Consider the following 23,698-nt stretch of genomic DNA (forward strand, 5'->3'; position numbering starts at 1 on the left):
CGGGCTCGGGGCGCGGGCCGGAGCGGCGGGCGCCCCGGAACCGGGCTCCGGGCGCCGGCGCAGGGGTTCCCCGAACGGCACACCGCGCGGTCATCGCACTCCTCATCCGGAGGCGACGGCCGCGCGGTGGCGTGTGGGGGGTTGCCGTGGGGGGTGGCCTGAAGGGGGAGCGGGGGCCGGGCCTCAGCCCGGGCGGACGCTCCCGTAGATCGGCATGTAGTAGATCGACTCCTCCCGGACGTTGGCGCCCGGGTGCGGGGCGTGGATCATCTTGCCGTCGCCTATGTACATGCCCACATGGCTGATGTCGTCAAAGAAGAAGACCAGGTCACCGGGCTTGAGGTCCTTGGTGGCGACCCGCTGGCCGGCCTTGACCTGGTCCCAGGTGGTCCGCGGCAGGCTGACGCCGGCCGCCTTCCACGCCGCCTGGGTCAGCCCCGAGCAGTCGTAGGAGCTGGGTCCGGTCGCACCCCACACATACGGCTTGCCGATCTGGGAGCGGGCGAACGCGAGCGCCTTCTCGGCCTGGGTGGAGGACGAACCCCCGGTCGAGCCGCCGTTGTCGGCGCCGCCACCGGTCTGGCCGCCGGACGTGCCGCCCCCGTCGTGCTGCTGGCGCTCCCGTTCCTGCTGCTTGCGGGCCTCCTCCTGGGCCTTGCGCTTGGCCGCCGCCTCCTTCTGGCGCTCCAGCTCCGCCAGCCGCGCCTTCTCCTGGGCGGTGAGCTGGGACAGCAGCTGCCGGGCCTCGGCCAGCTTCTGCTGGACGGACTGCTTGGACTCCTTGAGCGAGGCCTGCGAGGACTGCAGCCGCTCCAGGTCGCGGGTCGCCTCCGCCCGCTGCCGGGCGGCCGCGGCCTGCTGCTCCTGGTATTCGGAGACGGCCTCCTTCTGCCGTCCGGTCAGCCGCTCCATGAGGTGGCTGCGGTCGAAGAACTGCTGCGGGTCCTTGGCGAGCATCAGCTGCGCCGTCGGGTTCATGCCGCCGGTGCGGTACTGCGCCGACGCGAAGGTGCCCAGCCGGCGCCGGGCGTCGTTCATCTTCTCGGCGCGCTTGGCGGCGGCGTCGAGCAGTCCGTCGACACGGTCACGCTGGTCGTCGGTGTGCTCCTTGGCGGCGTTGTACTTCTGGGTGGCCACCTCGGCCTGGTGGTAGAGGTCGTCGACCTTCTGCTTGACCTCTTCGACGGTGGGCTTGGGCGCCCGGGGGGCCGCGTCGGCGGACTGCGAGAGCAGCGTGGCCGAGGCGAGGGCGGCGGTGGTGAGCCCGACCGCCGTACGCCGTCCTCCGGGCGAGGTGAGAATGCTGGTGCGCGGCTTGCGATGCGACGCCAAGGCCGGCGACTCCTTCCGTGGACCGCCTACCGGGTTAGCTGTCGGGTTCGGGCGGTGTCGCTGACGGAAGGCTTGCCCTACGGTCCGGATGTCCGCCGACGGCGGCTGTCCGGTCCGATTCACCCCGGTGGTGCTGGTGGGTCCCCGGCTCCGGGTGCCCAAAGGCAGGGCCGGACTCGGCGTGGGCGGCCCGTGCGGACGCTGTCGTCCACGGGGAGGCGGGCTGCCTGAGCGAGGACGTTAGCCAACTCGTGTGGCTCCTGTGAAGGCTGATGTTCGATATGCCCGAAACCTTTTTGTGACCTGAACGCGATGCGGGTGTTGGCGTGGCAGATGTCGGATTCGGGTAGACGGGCCGCCGACCGGTTCCATCCGGCCCCGGACGTCTGACCTGCCGCGCTGCCACGGCCCGCGGCGGAAGCGGGCCGCAATCGGCTACTGGGCCGCGGACTGTCAGTGCGGCGGCCTAGACTCGGTGGGCGATGAGCAGCCTCTTTGACGACAGCTTCCTGGCGGACCTCGGCCCCAAGGGCGAGGAGCACCCCCCGCCCCCCGAGGACGAGCACGGCCCGGCCCCGGAGGAGATCCCCGCCGACCTCTTCGGCGGGAGGTTCGACGCGCCCGTGCCCAGAGAGGCGTACTACCGCGACGGCGCCGCCCGTCCGGTCCTCGACCCGGCGACGCTGCTGGAAGGGCTCAACGACGAGCAGAAGGCCGCCGTGGTGCACACGGGCGGCCCGCTGCTGATCGTCGCCGGCGCCGGCTCCGGCAAGACCCGGGTGCTCACCCACCGCATCGCTCATCTGCTCGCCGAGCGCCATGTCCACCCCGGCCAGATCCTCGCGATCACGTTCACGAACAAGGCCGCCGGCGAGATGAAGGAGCGCGTCGAGGAGCTGGTCGGCCCGCGCGCCAACGCCATGTGGGTCTCCACGTTCCACAGCGCCTGCGTCCGCATCCTGCGCCGCGAGTCCAAGAAGCTGGGCTTCACCTCCTCCTTCTCCATCTACGACGCCGCCGACTCCAAGCGCCTGATGGCGCTGGTCTGCCGCGATCTGGACCTGGACCCCAAGCGCTACCCGCCCAAGTCCTTCAGCGCGAAGATCTCCAACCTCAAGAACGAGCTCATCGACGAGGAGACCTTCGCCGGGACGGCCGCTGGGGGCACCTCCCAGACGGAGTCTGGGGGAGGTTTCGAGAAGACGCTCGCCGAGGCGTACGCGATGTACCAGGCGCGGCTGCGCGAGGCCAACGCCCTGGACTTCGACGACATCATCATGACCACGGTCAACCTGCTCCAGGCCTTCCCGGATGTCGCCGAGCACTACCGCCGCCGCTTCCGCCACGTCCTCGTCGACGAGTACCAGGACACCAACCACGCCCAGTACACCCTCGTCCGCGAGCTGGTCGGCCCCGCCGAGACCGCCGCCGAGCTGTGCGTCGTCGGTGACGCCGACCAGTCGATCTACGCCTTCCGCGGCGCCACGATCCGCAACATCCTCCAGTTCGAGGAGGACTACCCGGACGCGACCACGATCCTGCTGGAGCAGAACTACCGCTCCTCGCAGACGATCCTCTCCGCCGCCAACGCCGTCATCGAGCGCAACGAGAACCGCCGCCCCAAGAACCTCTGGACGGACGCCGGAGCCGGCCCCAAGATCACCGGCTATGTCGCCGACACCGAGCACGACGAGGCGCAGTTCGTCGCCGACGAGATCGACCGGCTGACCGACGCCGGTGACGCCAAGGCCGGCGATGTCGCGGTCTTCTACCGCACCAACGCCCAGTCCCGGGTCTTCGAAGAGATCTTCATCCGGGTCGGACTGCCCTACAAGGTCGTCGGCGGGGTGCGCTTCTACGAGCGCAAGGAGGTCCGCGATGTCCTCGCCTATCTGCGGGTGCTCAGCAACCCCGAGGACACCGTCCCGCTCCGCCGCATCCTGAACGTCCCCAAGCGCGGCATCGGCGACCGCGCCGAGGCGATGATCGACGCCCTGTCGCTGCGCGAGAAGATCACCTTCCCGCAGGCACTGCGCCGGGTCGACGAGGCGTACGGCATGGCGGCCCGCTCCGCCAACGCCGTCAAGCGCTTCAACGTCCTCATGGAGGAGCTGCGCACCATCGTCGAGTCCGGCGCCGGCCCTGCCACGATCCTGGAAGCGGTCCTGGAGCGCACGGGCTACCTCGCCGAACTCCAGGCCTCCACCGACCCCCAGGACGAGACCCGGATCGAAAACCTCCAGGAACTCGCCGCCGTGGCCCTGGAATTCGAGCAGGACCGCGGTGAGGAGAATCCCGGCACGCTCTCCGACTTCCTGGAGCAGGTCGCGCTGGTCGCCGACTCCGACCAGATCCCGGACGAGGACGAGGAGGGCAGCGGCGTGATCACGCTGATGACGCTGCACACCGCCAAGGGCCTGGAGTTCCCGACCGTCTTCCTGACCGGCCTGGAGGACGGCGTCTTCCCGCACATGCGCTCGCTGGGCCAGACCAAGGAGCTGGAGGAGGAGCGCCGGCTCGCCTATGTCGGCATCACCCGCGCCCGCCAGCGGCTCTACGTCACCCGCTCGACGATGCGCAGCGCCTGGGGCCAGCCCTCCTACAACCCGCCCTCCCGGTTCCTGGAGGAGATCCCGGCCGACCACGTGGAGTGGAAGCGCACGGGTCCGGCGACGCCGTCCGCGTCCATGGGCGGCATGTCGGCAGGCGGCAGCGGCGGAGGCGGCTTCGGCTCCGCGCTCTCGTCGTCGCGCGCCAAGGGCCCGAGCGGCTTCGCGACCCGCCGCGCCGGCGACCGTCAGGTCGTCTCACTGACCATCGGCGACCGGGTCACCCACGACAGCTTCGGGCTCGGCACGGTCGTCGGCGTCAAGGGCAGCGGCGACAACGCCGAGGCGACGATCGACTTCGGCGGCGAGAAGCCGAAGCGGCTGCTGCTGCGGTATGCGCCGGTGGAGAAGCTGTAACGGGAGCCGCGCGGGCCGGGCGACGGGGATCGTCACCCGGCGGACGGCGGACGGCGGCATGGCGGAACCCGTGGAACGGCGGCACGCGGAACGACGGCGGTGCGGGTGGAGGCCGTGGCTCAGTTCGGGTTGAGGCCGTGATCGCGCAGCCACGGCTGCGGGTCGACCGCCGCGCCACCACCGGGGCGCACCTCGAAGTGCAGATGCGGCCCCGTGGAGTTGCCGGAGTTGCCCGAATAGGCAATCTGGTCACCGGCCTTGACCGACCCGGACCGGATCTTGGTGCTGCTCAGATGGCAGTACCACGTCTCGGTGCCGTCGGGCGCGGTCACGATCGCCATGTTCCCGTAGGCGGAGTTCCACTGGGTGCGGATGGTGCCGTCGGTGGCGGACATGACGGGGGTGCCGTAGCTGACCGGGAAGTCGATGCCGGTGTGTACGGACATCCAGTTCACACCGGCCTGGCCGAAGGTGGCGCTCAGCCCGTGCTGGGTGACCGGCAGGACGAACTTGGGGCGGGCGGCCTCCTTGCGGGCCGCCTCCTCCGCCTTGCGCTTGCGCTCCAGCGCCTGGCGCTCCTTGAGGTCGATCCGCTCCTGGGTGCGGCTGGCCCGGTCGCGGAAGTCGTCGGCGCTGGCGCTGAGCCCGGCGAGCTGGGTGTCGAGCTTGTTGTTGGCCGCGGACGGTTTGACGGCGCCGGCGCCGGCGTCGGGCGCAGCCTGGGCGGTCGCCTCGGTCTTGTCGTCCCCGGTGAATCCGGTGACGGACGCGGCGGCCACGGCGCACACGCCCATGGCGGCGACCGAGGGGACGGCGACGGTCAGCAGCGCCGACCGCTTCACCGGGCGCTTCCGGCCGCGGCCACGGACGGCCTTCCCGGCGTCCGGCCCGGCGACCCGCCGCGCGGCGGGGGCGGCGGGGGTGACCGGCATGGCCTGCGTCATGGCGTCGGCCACAGCAGCGGCATCGCTGGTGTCGGTGCCGCCACCACCGGAGCGAGTGCCGTCGCCGGGGGCACCGCCGTCGTTGCCGGGCCGGCCGGCCTCGAAGACGTCGGTCTCGAAGCCGTCGGCGTCGAACTGCTGGGTGTCGAGCCGGCTCACATCGAGCTGACCGACATCGAGCTGAGTGAAGTCGAGCTGACCGGTGTCGGCCTGACCGGTGTCGCCCTGACCGGTTTCGCCCCACGGGGTGGTGTCCCAGTGGACGGTGTCGGCCGGGGGCGGGCCGGCCTGGGCCGGGATGCCGGCGATCAGGTTCCGGTCCATGGTGGGCCAGACCGCCGTGGCCTCGTAGCTCGCGGTCTCCTGGAGGGAGGCCTCCTGAACGGCGGCGTCCTGAAGGGCGGTGGCCTGCCGGCCGATGGTCTCGAAGCCGCCGGTCGCCTCGAAGCCGCCCGTCGCCTCGAAGCCGCTGGTGGCCTCGAAGCCGCCGGGGGTCTCGAAGCCGCCGGGGGTCTCGTACGAGCCGGTGGCGTAACTCCCGGTGTCATACGTGCCGGTGGGGTAGCTCCCGGTGTCGTACCCGCCGTGCCCGTAGGCGGTGGCTTCGTACGCGGCGTTCTCGTACGTGGTGGCCCCCGTGTCGTAGGCGGGAGACGCGTACGCGGCCGGGTCCTGCGCCGGGGACTCGTAGGCGGTGTGCGCATAGGGGTCGTAGCCCGCGGCGGCCGAGTGCGGGTCGACGGCGGGGTAGGCGCCGCTGTCGTAGGCAGCGGTCTGCCGGGCGCCGGTGTCCCACTGCGCCGAGGCGTAGGTCCCGGTGTCGTGGGCGCCGGTGGCGTAGCCGTCGACCGCCGCGTACGCACCTGTGTCGTAGGTGCCCGTGTCGTACGCACCGGCGTGGAAGGTGCCCGTGCCGTAGGCGCTCATGCCATAGGCGCCCGCGTCGTGGGTACCCGTGTCGTATGTCCCGGTGACGTAGCTGCCGGTGTCGTAAGTGCCGGTGTCGTACATACCGGTCTCGTACGAGCCGGGAAGCGAGCCGAAGAGCGGATCGCCGTCGCCGTATGCGGCGTTGTCCGACGCGGAGTGCTGCTGCCCGTAGGAGTCGTAAGCGGGATAGTGCGCATACGAGGCGTCGGAAGCGGATCCGGTCGGGAGCGGGGCCCCCGATGGGTGACGGTCGTTCACCAACTTCTCTTTCGCCTCGGCAGCAGGAGAATTAGCGGCGACTGTACCCGGCGGTACGCGGCGGCGACAATCTTCCACAGGTTTTGGGCTCGGCGAGACCGGGCATTTGGCCGCCTTTCGGCGGTCCCATGCGAGCTCTTGGCGCCCCGTTCGACACTTGTTCGGCAACACGCCATGATCAGGTAGCCGCTGCGGCGCCGTTCCGGCGCCCCTTCCGGCGCCGCGCGGGAGCGGAGCCGGGCCGTCCTCGCCGGCCGGATCAGGCCACCGAAATGACGTCCGCGGTCTCTTCCGTGGTCGGTGCCGAGGTCAGTGCCTCGCGTATACCGGCGGCGACCGTGCCGTTGACCGGTAGCGCCAGATGTCCGACACCGGCGACATGCACATTGTCCGCATGCAAATCCGGATGACTGATTCTGGCCGTCGTGACGGGGACCATCACCCGGTCTTCCTCGCTCCAGAAAGCGACAAAGTGCGTCCGGCAATGCGGCGCCGGAAGCGACAACTCCGTAATCACCGCGGAATCGGGGCGCATTTGGCGGACGATCGGGTGCGCCGACATCAGGGGGGCGATGGCGGTGCCGGAGTGCGGGGTGCCGAGCGTGATCAGCGTACGGACGCGGGTGTCGCCGCCGAGCCGCTGCACGTAATAGCGGGCGATGAGCCCGCCCAGGCTGTGGCCCACGAGGTCCACCCGGCGATGCCCGGTCCGCGCGCACACCTCCTCCACATGGCGGCTCAGCAGCTCGGCGGCCTTACGGAGATCGCAGGTCAGCGGGGAGTAGTTGAGCGCTTCGACATGACGCCAGCCGTGCCGGTGCAGCGAGCGGCGCAGCAGCAGGAAGACGGAGCGGTTGTCGATGAAGCCGTGGAGCAGGAGGACCGGCGGATGGGCCCGGCCCTCGGTCGGCAGCATCGACGGCGCGCCGGGGGCGGGCTGCACGGTCTCCGGCGCGGGGTGTCCGTCCGGGGTCTCTGCGGTGGGGTGCGGGGCGGGGGGTGGCACGGGTCGTTCCCGGGAGATGCCGGTCGGGTAGAGGAGGAGGTGGCCGGCGAGGACCGCCAGCTCCACGGCCGTGCTGCGCAGGAGCAGGGGAGAGGCGTGAGCGGGGAGCCGGCGTGCGCGCTGGAAGGGCGCGGCGAAAAAGCGCGCGAGCAGCAGGGGTGCGGAGAGAAAGGGCAGGGCCTGCATGGCCGACCTCCCGAATGGTACGCGGGAGGCGGCTTCGACCCCCGTATGCCCTCGTGGGAAGCCATGAGCAGCGACGGCGGGCATGCGGCGTACCCGCCCTGATGCGCGCCCGGCGGCGCGGTGGCCCGGCTGCGACTCCCCGAGCGCCCGCCCCGCGCGTACGGATCCGCCCGGCAGGGGCGGTACGACACGCGGAACACGGCGCGTAGCGAACGTGTCCCAGGTGTGATTTCCCCCTCCCCGGATGTCACGAAACGGCTGGGTACGGGATGCTGGCGATAACGTTCGTTCACGCTCGTGGCCGCCGGATCGCGGTCGCGCGATCGATTGTCGGCTCGGCGGCACCACAGTGCCGTGCATGGCTTGGAGGCAGTGATGAGTGTGGCTCGGCATGACGGAGCGCAAGCGGGGAGCCAGGGCACGGCGGGCAGGTCGGGTCCGATCCGTGTGGTCGTGGCCAAGCCGGGCCTGGACGGGCACGACCGGGGCGCCAAGGTCATCGCGCGGGCGCTGCGCGACGCCGGCATGGAGGTGATCTACACCGGGCTGCACCAGACCCCGGAGCAGATCGTCGACACCGCGATCCAGGAGGACGCCGACGCGATCGGGCTGTCCATCCTCTCCGGCGCGCACAACACCCTCTTCGCGAAGGTCATTGCCCTCCTGGAGGAGCGCGACGCGGCGGACATCAAGGTCTTCGGCGGCGGCATCATCCCGGAGGACGACATCGCCCCGCTCAAGGCGCAGGGCGTCGCGGAGATCTTCACGCCGGGCGCGACGACCGCTTCGATCGTGGAGTGGGTCAACGCGAATGTGCGCCCGCTGGCGGTCTGAGCCATGGGGCAGGTCTGAGCTACGGGGCAGGTCTGGGCCACGGGCCAGGTCTGGGGCGGGGGTCATGGGGCGAGGGGCTGTCGTGTGGTCCGGACCGGGACGTGGGCCGGGGCGGCGGTAGGGGTGCGGGTGCCGGCGCCTGTGCCCGTGCCGCTGTTGTCCGTGTCCGTGTCCGTGCCGCTGACCGCGCAGTCGTGGCCGGTGGGTTCCGTGCCGTCGTGGCCGGTGGGTTCGGGGGCGAGTTCGGCGTGCATGGTGGCGCGGAGGCGCAGGGTGCCGACCAGGCGCTGGAAGGCCTCGGACCAGTAGCCGCCGGAGCCCGGTGAGGCGCCCTCCGGCTCGTCCGTGACGGCGGTGAGCAGAGCGAGACGGTCCGCCGCTGCCGGGTCCAGGCAGCGCTCGGCCAGGCCCATCACCCCGCTGAAGCTCCAGGGGTAGCTGCCCGCGTCCCGGGCGATGTCCAGGGCGTCGACGACGGCCCCGCCGAGCGGTTCGGCCCAGGGGACCGCGCACACGCCGAGCATCCGGAAGGCCTCCGACAGTCCGTGGGCCGCGATGAACTCCGCGACCCACCGGGCGCGTTCGGCATCGGGCAGTACGGTCAGCAGCTTGGCCAGGTCCCGCGACGAGCCGGCCGGTGCGACCTCGGCCGCCTGGGACGGAGCGCCCGGCGCACCCAGCAGCGCCCGCGCCCACGCGGTGTTCCGCTGGCGCACCGCGGCGCGGCACCAGGCGTCGTGCAGCTCCGTCCGCCAGTCGTCGGTCACCGGCAGCGCGACGATCGCCGCCGCGTCGCGGCCCCCGAAGCGGGCGTGCCATCCGTCCAGCGGGGCCGCCTCCACCAACTGGCCCAGCCACCAGGAGCGTTCACCCCGTCCGGAGGGCGGCCTGGGCGCCACGCCGTCCCGCTGCATCCCCGTATCGCACTCGTGCGGCGCCTCGACGGCGATGGCCGGTGCGCCGGCCGTACGGTCCAGGCCGACACAGGTGTGCGCGCGCTGCGCCATCCGGGCCGCGAGGGCGGATCCGGGCAGCGTGGAGAGCAGTTCGGCGGCCGTGGCGCGGACGTTTCGGCTGCGGTCGGACAGCGACTGTTCCAGGAAGGGCTCATCGGCCGTCGAGAGTCCGTCACGCAGCGAGTCGAGGAACATCAGACGGTCCTCGGCCCGCTCCGTGGGCCAGGTCGTGGACAGCAGCGCCAGGCCGGCCCCCGGGTCCTGGCGGCGCAGCGCGGTCAGCAGGGCGACCCGCTCCGCGAACAGGCCCTCCTCCCAGCGGCGTCGCACGCCGTCGGGGTCTTCGGGGGTCTCGGTGTCGTTGGTGCCGCCGTCGCCGGAGATCCCGGCCGGGCCGCCGATCCCCCGGAGCGCGAACTTCCACTCCGGGTTGAGGCGCGACAGCCACAGGGCGCGCGGCCCCGCCAGCGCCAGCGCGGCGGGCCGCAGGTCCGTACGGGCACGGGCCGCGTCGAGCAGTGCGGGCAGCAGCGCCTCCGGGGCCCGGTAGCCGAACTCCTCGGCGGCGGCCAGCCACTGGGGGAGCAGTTCGGTGAGGTCGGGGGCCGTGCCCCGGCGGCTGCCGCCGCTGCCGCCGCGGTCGGCGAGCAGCAGGGCCAGCCGGCGGCGCGCGGCGGGCGGCAGCGGGGGCCGCGGGTCGGCCGGGGCCGGGGCGGGCCGTTCGCCGGCCGGTGCCGGGCGGAGTGCGGCGCGGCGGCGCACCGTGCTCACGGCTGCTGCGTCCAGCAGTGCGGCCGCGGCGCCCTGCCCGGCACGCACCGCCACCGGCGGCGTCCGCCGCTCGGTCCCGAGGAGCGCGGCGCTCACGAGATCGGCCCAAGGGGCCGGGGCGGTCGGGGTGGGGGCCGGGGCAGGCGCGGCGAGGGAAGGAGACGTGGCGGGTGCGGGTGCTGGTGCGGATGTGGATTCGGGGGCGGCGGAGGGAGCGGGTGCAGCGGGTGAAGTGGGTGAAGTGGACCTGGTGGGGGTCGTCATGCCCTTCCTCCGGGATCGGTGGTGGACGGTGGGTGCGGCCGGTGGGTGGCGGGGGTGAGGGGCCTGGTCGGCGGGGTGGTGGGGGCCGGGGTCACAGAGACACCGGGGCCGGGTCCCAGGCGGTCAGCGGCAGGAAGCCGCGGTGGCCGCATTCGCCGAAGACCGTGATCGGCGCGCCGCCCGATATGGCGGCCAGCTGCCACAGGCCGGCCTGTCCCGGACCGCGCGGGTCCAGCGGCAGCGCCGACTCACCGTCCGCATCGGCCAGTTGCCAGCTTGTGCCGTCGCGGCCGGGGATTGGTGTGACCTCGGAGAGCACCACCGGCCAGGAGTCCAGCCACGGGTCGTCGCGCAGAGCGTCGCCGTACGCGGCCAGGGCGGCGTCGATACCGCAGCCGGACGGCACGGGGCCCGGGACCGCGGGGGCGTGCCGCTCGCCCAGGGCGGCGCGCAGGGGGCGGGAGCCGGGGTAGTAGGCGAGGTCCGCATCGAGCACCAGACCGGGGGGCAGGGCCGGCGCAGGCCGGCGCTGGGCGCCGCCGCCGAAGGAGAGGTGCAGCGCCATCCGGCCGGTCCGCTCGCCGCGGAGGAAGATGCGGCGGGTGGTCAACGCGCCGTCATCGGTGTCCTGTTGGGCGAGCACCAGCCAGCGGTCCCGGACCGTCGCCGCCTCGGGGCCGGTCAGCAGGTCCGCCGCCTCCGTGGTCAGCCCCACGCGGGAGCGGACCGTTGCCGCGAGTGGGGCCGGCAGCCGCTCGATACCGAGGAACCCCTGGTCGAGGAGGTGCAGCAGGGCGCACTCCTCCAGCAGCCGGGCCGGCCAGTCCGGACCGGACGCCACGACCGCACCCAGCTCGCGCACCCGCGAGGCGAGTCCGGGCGCCTGGGCGTCGACCATCCGGGCGGCCGTCTCGCCCCAGGAGCCCCCTCCGCCGCCGCCCGGCCGGGAGGTCCCCCCGTCGGCGCGGCCGGCCGAGGCCAGCCCCGACTGCAGCAGATCCTCCAGGCGCTGCTCCAGCTTCGTCGCACCGGCGCCGATCCGCTGCATCCGGCGCTCCGCCCGCCGCTTGGCGGCCTCCGGGTCGGCTGGCGCCCGCGACGGAGCTCCGCCGCCCGGGGCCGACCGGGCGGACCGCTCGGCGCGCTCCCGGCGGCCGGCCAGCCACTCGCCTGCCCACGGTGCCGGTTCCCCGGCCGCCACCTCCCGGTCGCCGCCCGCCCAGAGCAGCAGCAGCCCCAGCGCGTGCTTGCACGGAAATTTACGGCTCGGGCAACTGCAGCTGAAGGCAGGACCGTTGAGGTCCACGATCGTGCGGTACGGCTTCTTGCCGCTGCCCTTGCACTGCCCCCACACCGCGCTCGCGTCCGCGCCCGTTTCCGACCACGGCCCCGGCACCGCGAGCTTGCCGCCCGCCCTGCGCGAGGCCTCGTCAGGCGCCAGCGCGAGCACCTGATCCGTCGTCCAGCGTTCCCCCTGCGGATTCATGTCATCGACGCTACGACGCCCCACTGACAATCGCCGCGGAACGCGATGAACTCGCAGTTCAGCGTGGGTTTTCGGGGGATTGTCAGTGGCGTGGTGCAGGCTTGATTCCGCAAGCGGCCGCAGGGATTTCGCCGTCCCGGCCGCACACGTTGCGACGAGGGGGAACCATGTCCGAGAACAGCTTCACGACGACGGACGACGAGACCGGACCGAAGGGCGGGACGGCGGCACAGGGCGCGGGCGGCCAAGCGCTGCGACCGCACGCCGAGGACAGTTTCGCGGCGGAGCTGGCGGCCCTCGCGGCGGCCGACGACCGGCCGCGCCCGGAGCGCTGGCGGCTCTCACCGTGGGCCGTCGCGACCTACCTCCTCGGCGGCACGCTCGCGGACGGCACGGTCATCACCCCCAAATATGTCGGCCCGCGCCGGATCGTCGAGGTCGCCGTGACGACGCTGGCGACGGATCGCGCACTGCTCCTGCTGGGCGTGCCGGGCACCGCGAAGACCTGGGTGTCCGAGCATCTGGCGGCGGCCGTCAGCGGCGACTCCACCCTGCTGGTCCAGGGCACGGCCGGCACCCCCGAAGAGGCGATCCGCTACGGCTGGAACTACGCCCAGCTGCTCGCCAACGGCCCCAGCCGCGAGGCGCTGGTGCCCAGCCCGGTGATGCGCGCGATGGCCCAGGGCATGACCGCACGGGTCGAGGAACTGACCCGTATCCCCGCCGACGTCCAGGACACGCTCATCACGGTCCTGTCGGAAAAGACCCTGCCCATCCCGGAGCTGGGGCAGGAGGTGCAGGCCGTCCGCGGCTTCAACCTGATCGCCACCGCCAACGACCGCGACCGCGGCGTCAATGAACTCTCCAGCGCGCTGCGCCGCCGCTTCAACACCGTCGTCCTGCCGCTGCCCGCCACCCCGGACGAAGAGGTGGACATCGTCTCGCGCCGGGTCGAGCAGATCGGGCGCTCGCTGGATCTCCCGGCCGGGCCGGAGGGGCTGGACGAGATCCGCCGAGTCGTCACGGTCTTCCGTGAGCTGCGGGCCGGCCTCACCTCCGACGGCCGCACCAAGCTCAAGTCGCCGTCCGGCACCCTCTCCACGGCCGAGGCCATCTCGGTGGTGACGAACGGGCTGGCCCTGGCCACCCACTTCGGGGACGGCGTGCTGCGCGCCGGGGACGTGGCCGCGGGCATCCTGGGGGCCGTGGTCCGCGATCCGGCGGCGGACCGGGTCGTATGGCAGGAGTACCTGGAGACCGTGGTGCGCGAGCGCGACGGCTGGAAGGACTTCTACCGCGCCTGCCGTGAGGTGAGCGCATGACCGGGCCGGTGCTGCTCGGGGTGCGGCATCACGGCCCCGGCTCGGCACGGGCGGTGCGCGCCGCCCTCGACCAGTGCACGCCGGCCGCGGTCCTGATCGAGGGGCCACCGGAGGCGGACGCGCTGGTGCCGCTGGCCGCCCAGGAGGGGATGCGGCCGCCCGTCGCGCTGCTCGCCCATGCACAGGAAGATCCCGGCCGGGCGGCGTTCTGGCCGCTGGCCGAGTTCTCCCCGGAGTGGGTGGCGATGCGCTGGGCCCTGGAGCGCGGCGTCCCCGTCCGCTTCATCGACCTGCCCGCGGCACACTCCCTGGCGATGGGGGGCGGCGAGGGGCCGGGGACCGGTGAGGAGCCGGTGACCGATGGGGGGCCGGCCGACGGGCTTCCGGCCGCCGCGCCTCCGGCCGCCGGACAGGAACGGGAAGAGGTATCCGACGAGGCACCCGACGAGGCACCCGACGAGGCCGAGGTGCGGGTCGATCCGATCCGGGCGCTGGCCGAGGCGGCCGGGTACGACGACCCCGAGCGCTGGTGGGAGGACGTGGTCGAACACCGCGGGGGCGCCGGAGGAGCGGGGGCCGGCGGGGACGCCGGTGCGGACGCGCTGGCCCCGTTCGCGGCGCTGGCCGAGGCGATGGGGGCGCTGCGCGAGGCCTACGGGGACGGCGGCCATGACCGTGATCCGGTGCGCGAGGCCCATATGCGGCTGCGACTGCGCGCCGCGCGAAAGGAGTTCGGGGACGGTGTCGCCGTGGTGTGCGGTGCCTGGCATGTACCGGCCCTGGCGCGGCGTACCACCATGGCCGCCGACCGGCAGCTGCTCAAGGGCCTGCCGAAGGTGAAGGCGGCGGTGACCTGGGTGCCCTGGACGCACCGACGGCTCTCCCGGCACAGCGGCTACGGCGCCGGTATCGCCTCACCGGGCTGGTACGGCCATCTCTTCGGCGCCCCCGACCGCCCCGTGGAACGCTGGCTGACCAAGGTCGCCGGGCTGCTCAGGGAAGAGGACTACGCGGTCTCGTCGGCGCACGTCATCGAAGCGGTGCGGCTCGCCGAGGGGCTGGCCACGGTACGCGGCCGCCCTCTGGCCGGCCTGACGGAACTGAACGACGCGGTCCGGGCCGTGATGGGGGACGGCTCCGATGCGCCGTCCTCGCTGATCCACGACCGGCTGGTGGTGGGGGAGGTGCTGGGCGAGGTTCCCGAGGACGCCCCCGCCGTGCCGCTGCAACGGGACCTCACCCGCAGCCAGCGGACGCTGCGGCTCAAACCGGAGGCTCCGGAACGGGAACTGGAGCTGGACCTGCGCAAGGAGACCGACGCCGAGCGCAGCCGCCTGCTGCACCGCCTCCGGCTGCTCGGCATCCCGTGGGGCGAGGCCGGCCGCTCCCGCGGCAGCACCGGCACGTTCCGGGAGACCTGGCGGCTGCGCTGGGAGCCCGAACTGTCGGTGCGGGTCGCGGAGGCCGGCATCTGGGGCACGACGGTGCTCTCGGCCGCCACGGCCAAGGCCGCGTCCGAGGCGTCGGAGGCGGCCACGCTCGCCGAGGTCACGGCGCTCGCCGAGCGCTGCCTGCTGGCCGGGCTCCCCGACGCTCTCCCGGTGGTGATGCGGGCGCTGTCGGACCGTGCGGCGCTGGACGCGGACGTGGGCCATCTCGCCCAGGCACTGCCCGCCCTCGTACGGTCGGTGCGCTACGGCGATGTGCGCGGCACGGACGCCGCGGCGCTGCGCGAGGTGGCGACGGGCCTGGCCGAACGGGTCTTCGTCGGACTGCCACCCGCCTGCCTGGGCCTGGATGCCGACGGCGCCGCCGACATGCGCGGCCATCTCGACGCCACCCACCAGGCCGTCGCCCTCCTCGGCCAGCCGCGGACCGGGCAGCAGACCGGACCGGAGGCCGGCCCACAGCCCGGAGCGCAAGCGGGACCGCAGCCCGTACCGCCGCCTGCACCGCCGTCCGGACCGCAGCATCTGCGGGCGCGGTGGGCCGGGGTGCTGCGGGCGGTGAGTGAACGGGAGTCCGTGCCGGGCCTGATCCGCGGGCGGGCGGCCAGACTGCTGCTCGACGACGGGGAGTTGGGCGACGGGGGAGCGGAGCGGCTGATGGGGCTCGCCCTCTCGCCGGGCACCCCGCCCACCGATGCCGCCGGCTGGATCGAGGGCTTCGTCGGCGGCGGGGACGGCGGCATGCTGCTGGTGCATGACGAACGGCTGCTCGCGCTGGTCGACGGCTGGCTGACGGGTGTGCCGGACGCCGCGTTCACGGACGTCCTGCCGCTGCTGCGCCGGACCTTCGCGGAGTACGAGGCCGGTGTGCGGCGCACCCTCGGCGAACTCGTCCGCCGCGGCCCCACGACCCTGTCCCGCCACCCGGCAGGCGCGGCACCGGACGCCGCCGCGCCCGGCTTCGGGCCCGGTCTGGACCGCGACCGCGCCGCGGCCGTCCTCCCCACCCTGCGCCTGCTGTTGGGCATCGGAGCGCCCGGCTTCGGCGACGAACCCGGCGAGCGGCCGGACGACACCCCACCGGCCACCACCCGACCGGCCGACGACCTGACGGGGGCACGGACATGACCCACACGACCACGACCCACACGACACCGGACCCGACGACGACGGATACGGCCACCGACTCGGCGCCGGCGACGCACACCATTGCCGCCCCCACCCCCGAAGCCGAACGGCTGCGCCGCTGGCGGCTGGTGCTCGGTGGCGGCGGTGCGGACGGTACGGGGCGTGAACTCCGGGGGCGGGACGCGGCGATGGACGGGGCGCTGGCCTCGCTCTACGGCCGGGACAAGGGCAGCGGCGGCACGGCGCCCGGCGGCCGGCGCTCGGCGGGGCTCGGGGCTTCGGCGCCCGGGGTGGCGCGCTGGCTCGGCGACATCCGTACGTACTTCCCGTCCTCCGTGGTGCAGGTGATGCAGCGGGACGCCATCGACCGGCTGGGGCTGTCCGCGCTGCTGCTGGAGCCGGAGATGCTGGAGGCCGTCGAGGCGGATGTGCATCTGGTGGGCACCCTGCTCTCGCTCAACAAGGTCATGCCGGAGACCACCAAGGAGACCGCCCGCGCCGTCGTCCGCAAGGTCGTCGAGCAGTTGGAGAAGAAGCTGGCGCAGCGCACCCGCGCCACCCTCACCGGCGCCCTGGACCGCTCCGCCCGGATCAGCAGGCCGCGCCATCGCGACATCGACTGGGACCGCACGATCCGGGCGAACCTCAAGAACTACCTCCCGGAGTACCGCACGGTCGTCCCCGAGCGGCTGATCGGCTACGGCCGCGCGGCGCAGTCGGTGAAGAAGGACGTGGTGCTCTGCATCGACCAGTCGGGTTCGATGGCCGCCTCGGTCGTCTATGCCTCGGTGTTCGGCGCGGTGCTCGCCTCCATGCGGGCCCTCGACACCCGGCTCGTCGTCTTCGACACCTCGGTCGTCGACCTGACGGACCAACTGGACGACCCCGTGGACGTCCTCTTCGGCACCCAGCTCGGCGGCGGCACGGACATCAACCGTGCCCTCGCCTACTGCCAGTCCCGCATCACCCGCCCCACCGAAACCGTCGTCGTCCTCATCAGCGACCTCTACGAGGGCGGCATCCGGGACGAGATGCTCAAGCGGGTCGCCGCGATGAAGGCGTCCGGGGTGCAGTTCGTGACCCTGCTCGCGCTCTCCGACGAGGGGGCACCCGCCTACGACCGTGACCACGCCGCCGCCCTCGCGGCCCTGGGCGCACCGGCGTTCGCCTGCACCCCGGATCTGTTTCCGGACGTGATGGCGGCCGCGATCGAAAAAAGGCCGCTGCCCATACCGGACATGGCGGAGCAACGGTGACAGGACCCCCGGGGGGAGTTGCGCGGCACCTGCCACCTCGTGCAAGGATCAGGCCATCGCTCGATCGCCCGCGACGCGCGTGACCCCGAGGCCGTCTGCCTTGGGCGTCCCCGTCCGTAGGGGAAGGTCCCTCCTTGTCTGCTGTGCTCGCCCTGCCTGCCGCCGTGCGCCTGCCGCGCACCGTGGCCGCGCGGCGCGCCCTGCTGGCCGGGCTCTTCCTGGTGGGCTTCGTCGCCCTCGGCTTCGCCTTCGGTCCCGGCGCCCATGCCGACGACCGCACGCGGAGCGCGGAACTGACCGGGGTGACAACCCCGGCCGAGACCGCGTCCGACACCCCGGACCGGGCCGCCACCCGGGACGGGGCGGCGAACGGGCTGTCCGGCTCCAAGGCCGCGCTCCAGCAGCAGGGCAAGGCGTCCGGCGCGAAGGTCGCCGAGCACACCCACGCCGCGTCCGACGCGGTGGCCCAGGCCGTACGGCCCGCCGCCGAGCAGGCCGCGCCGGTCACCGGCCGGATCACCGAGCCGGTGAACCGCGTCGTACGGGAGGCCGGGGACTCGGCGGGCGCCGCGCTTCCCGTGCACCTTCCGTCCGGTGAGCACACCGGTGGCTCCGGAGACGGCGCGACGCACCAGCACGGCCGTACGCCGGGCGACGCTCAGCCGGCCGGTCCGCGGACCGCTGACCGCGCTGCAGGACCGTACGCCGTGCCGTCGTCGGACGTCGCCGACTGCCTGCACGAGCCGGCCGCCGAGCACCCCTCGGCCGCCGCCCACGAGCAGCACGCCCCGGGCCACAACGGCCTTCCGGGACAGTGCCCGCAGGCTCCGATGGCGCCTGCCTCGCACACCGCCGGTGACGGCCACGGCCCCCGTGGCGGGGACCAGCACGCCGCCGCCCCGGCGGACTCCCTGCGCTTCCGGCTCCTGCCCGGTGGCGTCCGCACGGCCGATGGCGCTCCGACGCGTCGGCGTGCCGAAGAAATCCTCGAATTCCCGGGCTAGGGCAGACCGCTCCGCGTCTGTAACTGACCTGCCGCGCGGGGGCGGGACAGGTCTGCCCTTTCACCCCTTTTGAATTCGAAGGACTTCACCTCCATGCGCTCGAACATCCGCCGTTCCATCGTTGTTGCCACCGCCGCCACCGGCCTGTGGGCCCTGGGCTCCGTCGCCGCCAACGCCGCCGAGCTGCCCGTCGGCTCGGACCTGCCGGCCGCCGGCACGGTGACCGACACGGCGAAGCAGCTGCCCACCAGTGACGTGACCGGCACCGTGACGAAGACGGCCAAGACCGTCACCACGACCGCCGAGGAGACGGCGGACAAGGCCACCGGTGTCCTCGGCGGCGATGTGACCACCCAGGACCTGCCCACCGGCAAGCTGCCGCAGGCCGGCGACCTGACCGGCGCGGTGGACGGCGTGCGGAAGCAGGCCCACGGTGCCGGCCTGCCGAAGACCGGTGAGGTGCGCAAGGCCGCTGACCTGAAGAAGGCCAAGAAGGCCGCCAAGAAGGCCGCCAAGACCGCCGGCCTGGGCAAGGCCGGCCGTCTGGCGCAGGGCACGCTGCCCTCCGTTCCGTCGCTGCCCGCCACCCCGGGCGTCCCGTCCGCCCACCTGCCCCAGGGCCTGCCCGGCACCCCGGCGCTGCCCAAGGCCCCCGCGCTGCCCAAGGCTCCGGGCTCGGTCGACAACCTGCTGGCCGGTCTCGCCGGTGCGGGCATCCGTCCCGAGCAGCTGACGAAGCCGGCCCAGGGCGGTCTGGCCACCGTCCGTCCGGTCGTCGGCAAGGCGGCCTCCGACGTGCTGCCGCCCGTCGCCCGCCGGGTCGTCGTCAAGGTCGTGCCGGTCGCGCAGGGCGCGGTGGGCGGTGCCGGTCACCTCGCCGGTGACGCGGCCGGCCAGGCCACCCCGTTCGTGATCACGGTCGGCGGCCAGGCGCAGCTGTTCGCGCAGGGCGCTGCCGCCGACGCGGTGCCCTTCGCCCAGGGTGTGGCCGCCGACGCGGCACCGTTCGTCCAGGGCAAGGCAACCGACACCGTGGCCTTCGCCCGGGGCGCGGCCGCTGACGCCACCCCGTTCGCGCAGGGTCTGGCCGCCGTTGCCGCGACCGACGCGCAGGGCACCGCCGGCCAGGCCGTCGCCGGCGTGCAGGGCCTGGCCCCGGTGAAGGCGGTGCCGGCCGTTCCTTCCGTCCCGGCCGTTCCCGCCGTGCCGTCGGTGCCCTCCGTGCCGTCGGTGCCCGCGGTGCCGGCTAACGTGACCGACGCCGTCCCGGCCGTCCCGTCCGTGCCCGCCGTCCCGGCCAACGTGACCGACGCCGTCCCGGCCGTCCCGGCCGTGCCCGCCGTCCCGGCCAACGTGACCGACGCCGTCCCGGCCGTCCCGGCCGTGCCCGCCGTCCCCGCCAACCTGACCGACGCCGTTGCCCTCCCGGCCGCGCCGGCCGTCCCGGCCGTCCCCGCCAACCTGGCTGACCTGACCAACGCCGCCAACATCCCGGCGCTGCCGGCCCTCCCGGCCCTCCCGGTCCAGGCGGTCTGAGGCCTCAGGCCGACACCACCGGACCTCGGCCGCGGCGGCGGCCGAATCCGGAACACCCATGAACAGCCGGGCGGACCTCTGTGGGGGAGGGCCGCCCGGCCTTGGTGTTTTTCACCGCACCACCGACCACCGCACCACCGACCACCGCACCACGCACCACCGCACACAACGCCGCCGTCTCACACCGCTTCTTCCGTCCCACGGTGCGCCAACAAGCCGGCCAGAGCGACGCGTTGGCCTTCCTGCTGAGCTACGGGCTACGGGCTACGGGCTACCGGCTATGGGCTACGGCCTACCGACCACCCGCCGTGCTAGGCGCGCGGCACCCGCAACCGCTCCCAGCTGACCTGCCCCGGCACCCCGTCCGCATCCTTGCCGTGGAAGCCGAGCTTGCGCTGCCAGGCCGCGTACGACTGCCGGTCCGCCTCGGTCCACTCCGGACCGGGGCCGATGTCGTAGTGGCCGCAGTCCTCGGCCACCAGCCGCTTCCCCATCGCCGTGATCACCGGGCTGTGGGTCCCGGACCGGAAGAAGTCGCGGCCGGGGAACGGTTCGTACGCCGGCTGCTGCGGCTCCGGTGCGCCCTCCGCCGGCTTCGCCAGCCGCTTCTTGATCCGGCCCCGCAGGTCGTTCATCGCGACACCCCGCGGGTCGACCTTCCCCGGCTGCCATTCCAGGTGCCCGATCACCGAGCGTTCGCTCCAGCCGTGCGCCCGGCAGACCGCCGCCGCGGCCTTCTCCATGGCGACCTGCTGCGCCTCGGGCCAAGGGTCCTTGCCATCGCCGAGGTTGATGCATTCGAAGCCGTAGAAGTGGGCGTTGCCATCGGTGTCCGCCTCGTCGTCCGGCGGCAGCTGTGCGTCCTCGCGGATCACCGCACGCAGGACGTCGCCGTCGCCGAGCCCGGCGTGGTTGGCGCGGCCGTTGCCGACGAGATGGACCGCGCCCTGCTTGTCGATCACGCCGTGACACAGCGGCCCCGGCAGTTCGGAGCGCCCGTCGTAACACAGGTCCACGGTGCTGTCGGTGCCCTGGGTGGCGGTGTGATGGATCATCACGCCGTTCACCGGGCCCCAGGGGCCCTTGGCGTTCCGGTTGTGCTCACGCCAGTCGCGGACCTCGTGGACCACCAGGCCCTCGTCGCGCAGCGCCGCGATCAGCTTGCTCGCGGTCAGGGGAGTGGCCATCGGTCCGTACCTCCTGCGTCGCCCGCGGCTTCGGCCGCCGCGGTGGTCTGTGCCCTGCTCGGCACCGGACCCGCCGCGCCGTACGTCGCTTCCGGCACCGAATGGGAAGGCGCCGAGAAATCGAGAAAGAAGGAGCGGGACCAAGCCTGAAGTGTGTGACTCCTGATGCGTAGGTATCCGTGGTATCCGTAAGCGCTCAAGACAGTGTCCGTAGCGGGAAGTTGAAGGGTCAAGAGGCCTTTCCGGACCGTCTCCGGACCCGTCAGCGAAGGCCGTCTTCCCCCCACGGATTCCCGCGCCACCGGAACCGGAATCGCCGGACGCGGGGCGCACGGAGGCGTACCGGGAGGAGGCCGTCGGCGACGCGCGACGTGAGCGCGCCCGCCGAGTGACAACGGGCCGGCCGTAAGGCGGAGCCGACTGCCCCGAACTTCAAGATCACCGGATCCCGCCGAACAGGCCCTCCCCCTCACCCCCGCCAAACCACCCCACCGCAATCCAGCTCACGACAAACCGGCCGACGACATGCAGAAATCCCGAGAAGGCGTAACTTGGCCAAAAGATCTGTGATGGTAATCACCGCTGGAGTGTGATCTGCGATTTAGGGCCGCACGTCCTGCGGCGATAACCTGCGGGACGGACATGCCGCGTATCCGGTCACCGTGTACGCCTCCCTCAGTGACAGCGCCGTCACGTTGCCCTTCGCGGCACGCCCATCGCAGACGAACGAACCGCGATCACTACGGCGATTCTGAGAAGACAAGGGACGGACGCGCGTGGACCTGTTCGAGTACCAGGCGAGGGACCTCTTCGCCAAGCACGGTGTACCGGTGCTGGCCGGTGAAGTCATCGACACGCCTGAGGCGGCGCGCGAGGCAACCCAGCGGCTGGGCGGCAAGTCGGTCGTCAAGGCGCAGGTGAAGGTCGGTGGCCGCGGCAAGGCCGGCGGCGTGAAGCTGGCCACCAGTGAGGACGACGCGGTCGAGAAGGCCGGTCAGATCCTGGGCATGGACATCAAGGGCCACACGGTCCACAAGGTGATGATCGCCGAGACCGCTCCGGAGATCGCCGAGGAGTACTACGTCTCGTACCTCCTCGACCGCACCAACCGCACCTTCCTGGCCATGGCCTCCGTCGCCGGCGGCATGGACATCGAAGAGGTCGCGGCGACCCGGCCCGACGAGCTCGCGAAGGTCCCGGTCGACGCCAACGAGGGCGTCACGATCGAGAAGGCCCGCGAGATCGTCGCCCAGGCGAAGTTCCCGGCCGAGGTCGCCGAGAAGGTCGCCGACGTCATGGTGACCCTGTGGAAGACCTTCGTCGCCGAGGACGCGCTCCTCGTCGAGGTCAACCCGCTGGCCAAGGTCGCGAGCGGCGAGGTCATCGCCCTCGACGGCAAGGTGTCCCTGGACGAGAACGCCGAGTTCCGCCAGCCGGAGCACGAGGCCCTGGAGGACAAGGACGCAGCCAACCCGCTCGAGGCTGCGGCCAAGGCCAAGGGTCTGAACTACGTCAAGCTCGACGGCCAGGTCGGCATCATCGGCAACGGCGCGGGTCTCGTCATGAGCACCCTGGACGTCGTCGCCTACGCCGGCGAGAAGCACGACAACGTCAAGCCCGCCAACTTCCTCGACATCGGTGGCGGCGCCTCCGCCGAGGTCATGGCGAACGGCCTGGAGATCATCCTCGGCGACCCGGACGTCAAGTCCGTCTTCGTCAACGTCTTCGGTGGCATCACCGCCTGTGACGAGGTCGCCAACGGCATCGTCCAGGCCCTGGAGCTGCTCAAGTCCAAGGGCGAGGACGTCAACAAGCCCCTGGTCGTGCGTCTCGACGGCAACAACGCGGAGCTCGGTCGCGAGATCCTGTCGAAGGCCAACCACCCGCTGGTGCAGCGTGTGGACACCATGGACGGCGCGGCCGACAAGGCCGCCGAGCTGGCTGCTAAGTAAAGGACGAGGACACAACAACCATGGCTATCTTCCTGACCAAGGAAAGCAAGGTCATCGTCCAGGGCATGACCGGTGCCACTGGCATGAAGCACACCAAGCTGATGCTCGGTGACGGCACCAACATCGTCGGCGGTGTGAACCCGCGCAAGGCCGGCACCAGCGTCGACTTCGACGGCACCGACGTGCCCGTCTTCGGCTCGGTCGCCGAGGCGATGGAGAAGACCGGCGCCGACGTGTCCGTGCTCTTCGTGCCGCCGGCCTTCGCCAAGGCCGCCGTCATCGAGGCGATCGACGCCGAGATCCCGCTGGCCGTCGTGATCACCGAGGGCATCGCGGTGCACGACTCCGCCGCCTTCTGGGCGTACGCGAAGGCCAAGGGCAACAAGACCCGGATCATCGGCCCGAACTGCCCCGGCCTGATCACCCCCGGCCAGTCCAATGCCGGCATCATCCCGGGCGACATCACCAAGCCCGGTCGCATCGGTCTGGTGTCGAAGTCCGGCACGCTGACCTACCAGATGATGTACGAGCTCCGTGACATCGGCTTCTCCTCGGCCGTCGGCATCGGTGGCGACCCGGTCATCGGCACCACGCACATCGACGCCCTCCAGGCGTTCGAGGCGGACCCCGACACCGACCTGATCGTGATGATCGGCGAGATCGGCGGCGACGCCGAGGAGCGCGCGGCCGACTTCATCAAGGCCAACGTCTCCAAGCCGGTCGTCGGCTACGTCGCGGGCTTCACCGCGCCCGAGGGCAAGACCATGGGCCACGCCGGCGCCATCGTCTCCGGCTCCTCCGGCACCGCCCAGGCGAAGAAGGAGGCCCTGGAGGCCGCCGGCGTCAAGGTCGGCAAGACCCCGTCGGAGACCGCGCGCCTGGCCCGCGAGATCCTGGGCGGCTGACTGCCTCCCGGCGTCGTTGCCGGAAGG

Annotated in this window: 15 protein-coding genes and 1 riboswitch; of the genes, 9 read left to right on the top strand and 6 right to left on the bottom strand. The window is 72.7% G+C overall.

Features of this window, described 5'->3' with window-relative positions; translation table 11 throughout:
• Positions 1 to 183: 183 nt before the first annotated feature.
• Positions 184 to 1,332 carry an NlpC/P60 family protein gene (locus ABZ851_RS08165; RefSeq protein WP_361123928.1) on the bottom strand — a complete coding sequence of 383 codons (1,149 nt, stop codon included), beginning with the start codon at positions 1,330 to 1,332 and terminating at the stop codon, positions 184 to 186.
• A 7-nt stretch (positions 1,333 to 1,339) separates the two neighbouring features.
• A riboswitch (cyclic di-AMP (ydaO/yuaA leader) is annotated at positions 1,340 to 1,524 on the bottom strand.
• A 290-nt stretch (positions 1,525 to 1,814) separates the two neighbouring features.
• Between ABZ851_RS08165 and pcrA the strand changes: the two genes are divergently transcribed.
• Positions 1,815 to 4,298, top strand: a complete 2,484-nt coding sequence (pcrA, locus tag ABZ851_RS08170; RefSeq protein WP_361123931.1) for a DNA helicase PcrA — start codon at positions 1,815 to 1,817, stop codon at positions 4,296 to 4,298.
• Between the two features lie 119 nt (positions 4,299 to 4,417).
• Here pcrA and ABZ851_RS08175 read toward each other — a convergent pair whose 3' ends face one another.
• Positions 4,418 to 6,430, bottom strand: a complete 2,013-nt coding sequence (locus ABZ851_RS08175) for a peptidoglycan DD-metalloendopeptidase family protein (protein ID WP_361123934.1) — start codon at positions 6,428 to 6,430, stop codon at positions 4,418 to 4,420.
• A gap of 259 nt (positions 6,431 to 6,689) precedes the next feature.
• Positions 6,690 to 7,622, bottom strand: a complete 933-nt coding sequence (locus ABZ851_RS08180; RefSeq protein ID WP_361123937.1) for an alpha/beta fold hydrolase — start codon at positions 7,620 to 7,622, stop codon at positions 6,690 to 6,692.
• Positions 7,623 to 7,997: 375 nt separating this feature from the next.
• Here ABZ851_RS08180 and ABZ851_RS08185 point away from each other — a divergent pair, with 375 nt between their 5' ends.
• Positions 7,998 to 8,456 (top strand): cobalamin B12-binding domain-containing protein, encoded by a 459-nt coding sequence (locus tag ABZ851_RS08185; protein WP_311624737.1) that lies wholly within the window; start codon positions 7,998 to 8,000, stop codon positions 8,454 to 8,456.
• 62 nt (positions 8,457 to 8,518) lie between these two features.
• On the opposite strand, the gene ABZ851_RS08190 is transcribed toward ABZ851_RS08185, so the two are convergent.
• Both ABZ851_RS08190 and ABZ851_RS08195 read right to left on the bottom strand, forming a co-directional pair.
• A complete protein-coding gene (locus ABZ851_RS08190) occupies positions 8,519 to 10,447 on the bottom strand; it encodes a DUF5691 domain-containing protein (RefSeq protein WP_361123941.1) in 1,929 nt (642 codons plus the stop codon).
• Positions 10,448 to 10,538: 91 nt separating this feature from the next.
• Positions 10,539 to 11,933, bottom strand: a complete 1,395-nt coding sequence (locus ABZ851_RS08195; protein ID WP_361123944.1) for an SWIM zinc finger family protein — start codon at positions 11,931 to 11,933, stop codon at positions 10,539 to 10,541.
• A 167-nt stretch (positions 11,934 to 12,100) separates the two neighbouring features.
• Here ABZ851_RS08195 and ABZ851_RS08200 point away from each other — a divergent pair, with 167 nt between their 5' ends.
• The 5 genes from ABZ851_RS08200 to ABZ851_RS08220 all read left to right on the top strand — a co-directional run bounded on the left by ABZ851_RS08200 (position 12,101) and on the right by ABZ851_RS08220 (position 19,627).
• The gene (locus tag ABZ851_RS08200; protein ID WP_336051294.1) at positions 12,101 to 13,255 is read left to right on the top strand and encodes an AAA family ATPase; all 1,155 of its coding nucleotides are present in this window, start codon (positions 12,101 to 12,103) and stop codon (positions 13,253 to 13,255) included.
• Positions 13,252 to 15,831, top strand: a complete 2,580-nt coding sequence (locus ABZ851_RS08205; RefSeq protein WP_361123947.1) for a DUF5682 family protein — start codon at positions 13,252 to 13,254, stop codon at positions 15,829 to 15,831. The genes ABZ851_RS08200 and ABZ851_RS08205 overlap by 4 nt, the downstream gene beginning before the upstream one ends.
• Positions 15,828 to 17,087, top strand: a complete 1,260-nt coding sequence (locus ABZ851_RS08210; RefSeq protein ID WP_361123949.1) for a VWA domain-containing protein — start codon at positions 15,828 to 15,830, stop codon at positions 17,085 to 17,087. Before ABZ851_RS08205 ends, ABZ851_RS08210 begins: the two co-directional genes overlap by 4 nt.
• A gap of 134 nt (positions 17,088 to 17,221) precedes the next feature.
• A complete protein-coding gene (locus ABZ851_RS08215) occupies positions 17,222 to 18,091 on the top strand; it encodes a hypothetical protein (protein ID WP_361123951.1) in 870 nt (289 codons plus the stop codon).
• A gap of 93 nt (positions 18,092 to 18,184) precedes the next feature.
• On the top strand, positions 18,185 to 19,627 hold the full coding sequence (locus tag ABZ851_RS08220) for a hypothetical protein (RefSeq protein WP_361123953.1): 1,443 nt from the start codon (positions 18,185 to 18,187) through the stop codon (positions 19,625 to 19,627).
• A 311-nt stretch (positions 19,628 to 19,938) separates the two neighbouring features.
• Here ABZ851_RS08220 and ABZ851_RS08225 read toward each other — a convergent pair whose 3' ends face one another.
• Positions 19,939 to 20,814, bottom strand: coding sequence for a peptidoglycan-binding protein (locus ABZ851_RS08225; RefSeq protein ID WP_361123955.1), 876 nt, complete (start codon positions 20,812 to 20,814; stop codon positions 19,939 to 19,941).
• A 776-nt stretch (positions 20,815 to 21,590) separates the two neighbouring features.
• Here ABZ851_RS08225 and sucC point away from each other — a divergent pair.
• Together sucC and sucD are read left to right on the top strand one after the other, a co-directional pair.
• Entirely contained in the window at positions 21,591 to 22,766 is a 1,176-nt protein-coding gene (gene sucC, locus ABZ851_RS08230) for an ADP-forming succinate--CoA ligase subunit beta (RefSeq protein WP_088799507.1), read from the top strand.
• A 20-nt stretch (positions 22,767 to 22,786) separates the two neighbouring features.
• Positions 22,787 to 23,671, top strand: a complete 885-nt coding sequence (sucD, locus tag ABZ851_RS08235) for a succinate--CoA ligase subunit alpha (protein ID WP_336051286.1) — start codon at positions 22,787 to 22,789, stop codon at positions 23,669 to 23,671.
• Positions 23,672 to 23,698 lie beyond the last annotated feature (27 nt).

The sequence above is a fragment of the Streptomyces sp. NPDC047049 genome (assembly GCF_040643995.1).
Classification (GTDB): Bacteria; Actinomycetota; Actinomycetes; order Streptomycetales; family Streptomycetaceae; genus Streptomyces; species Streptomyces mooreae.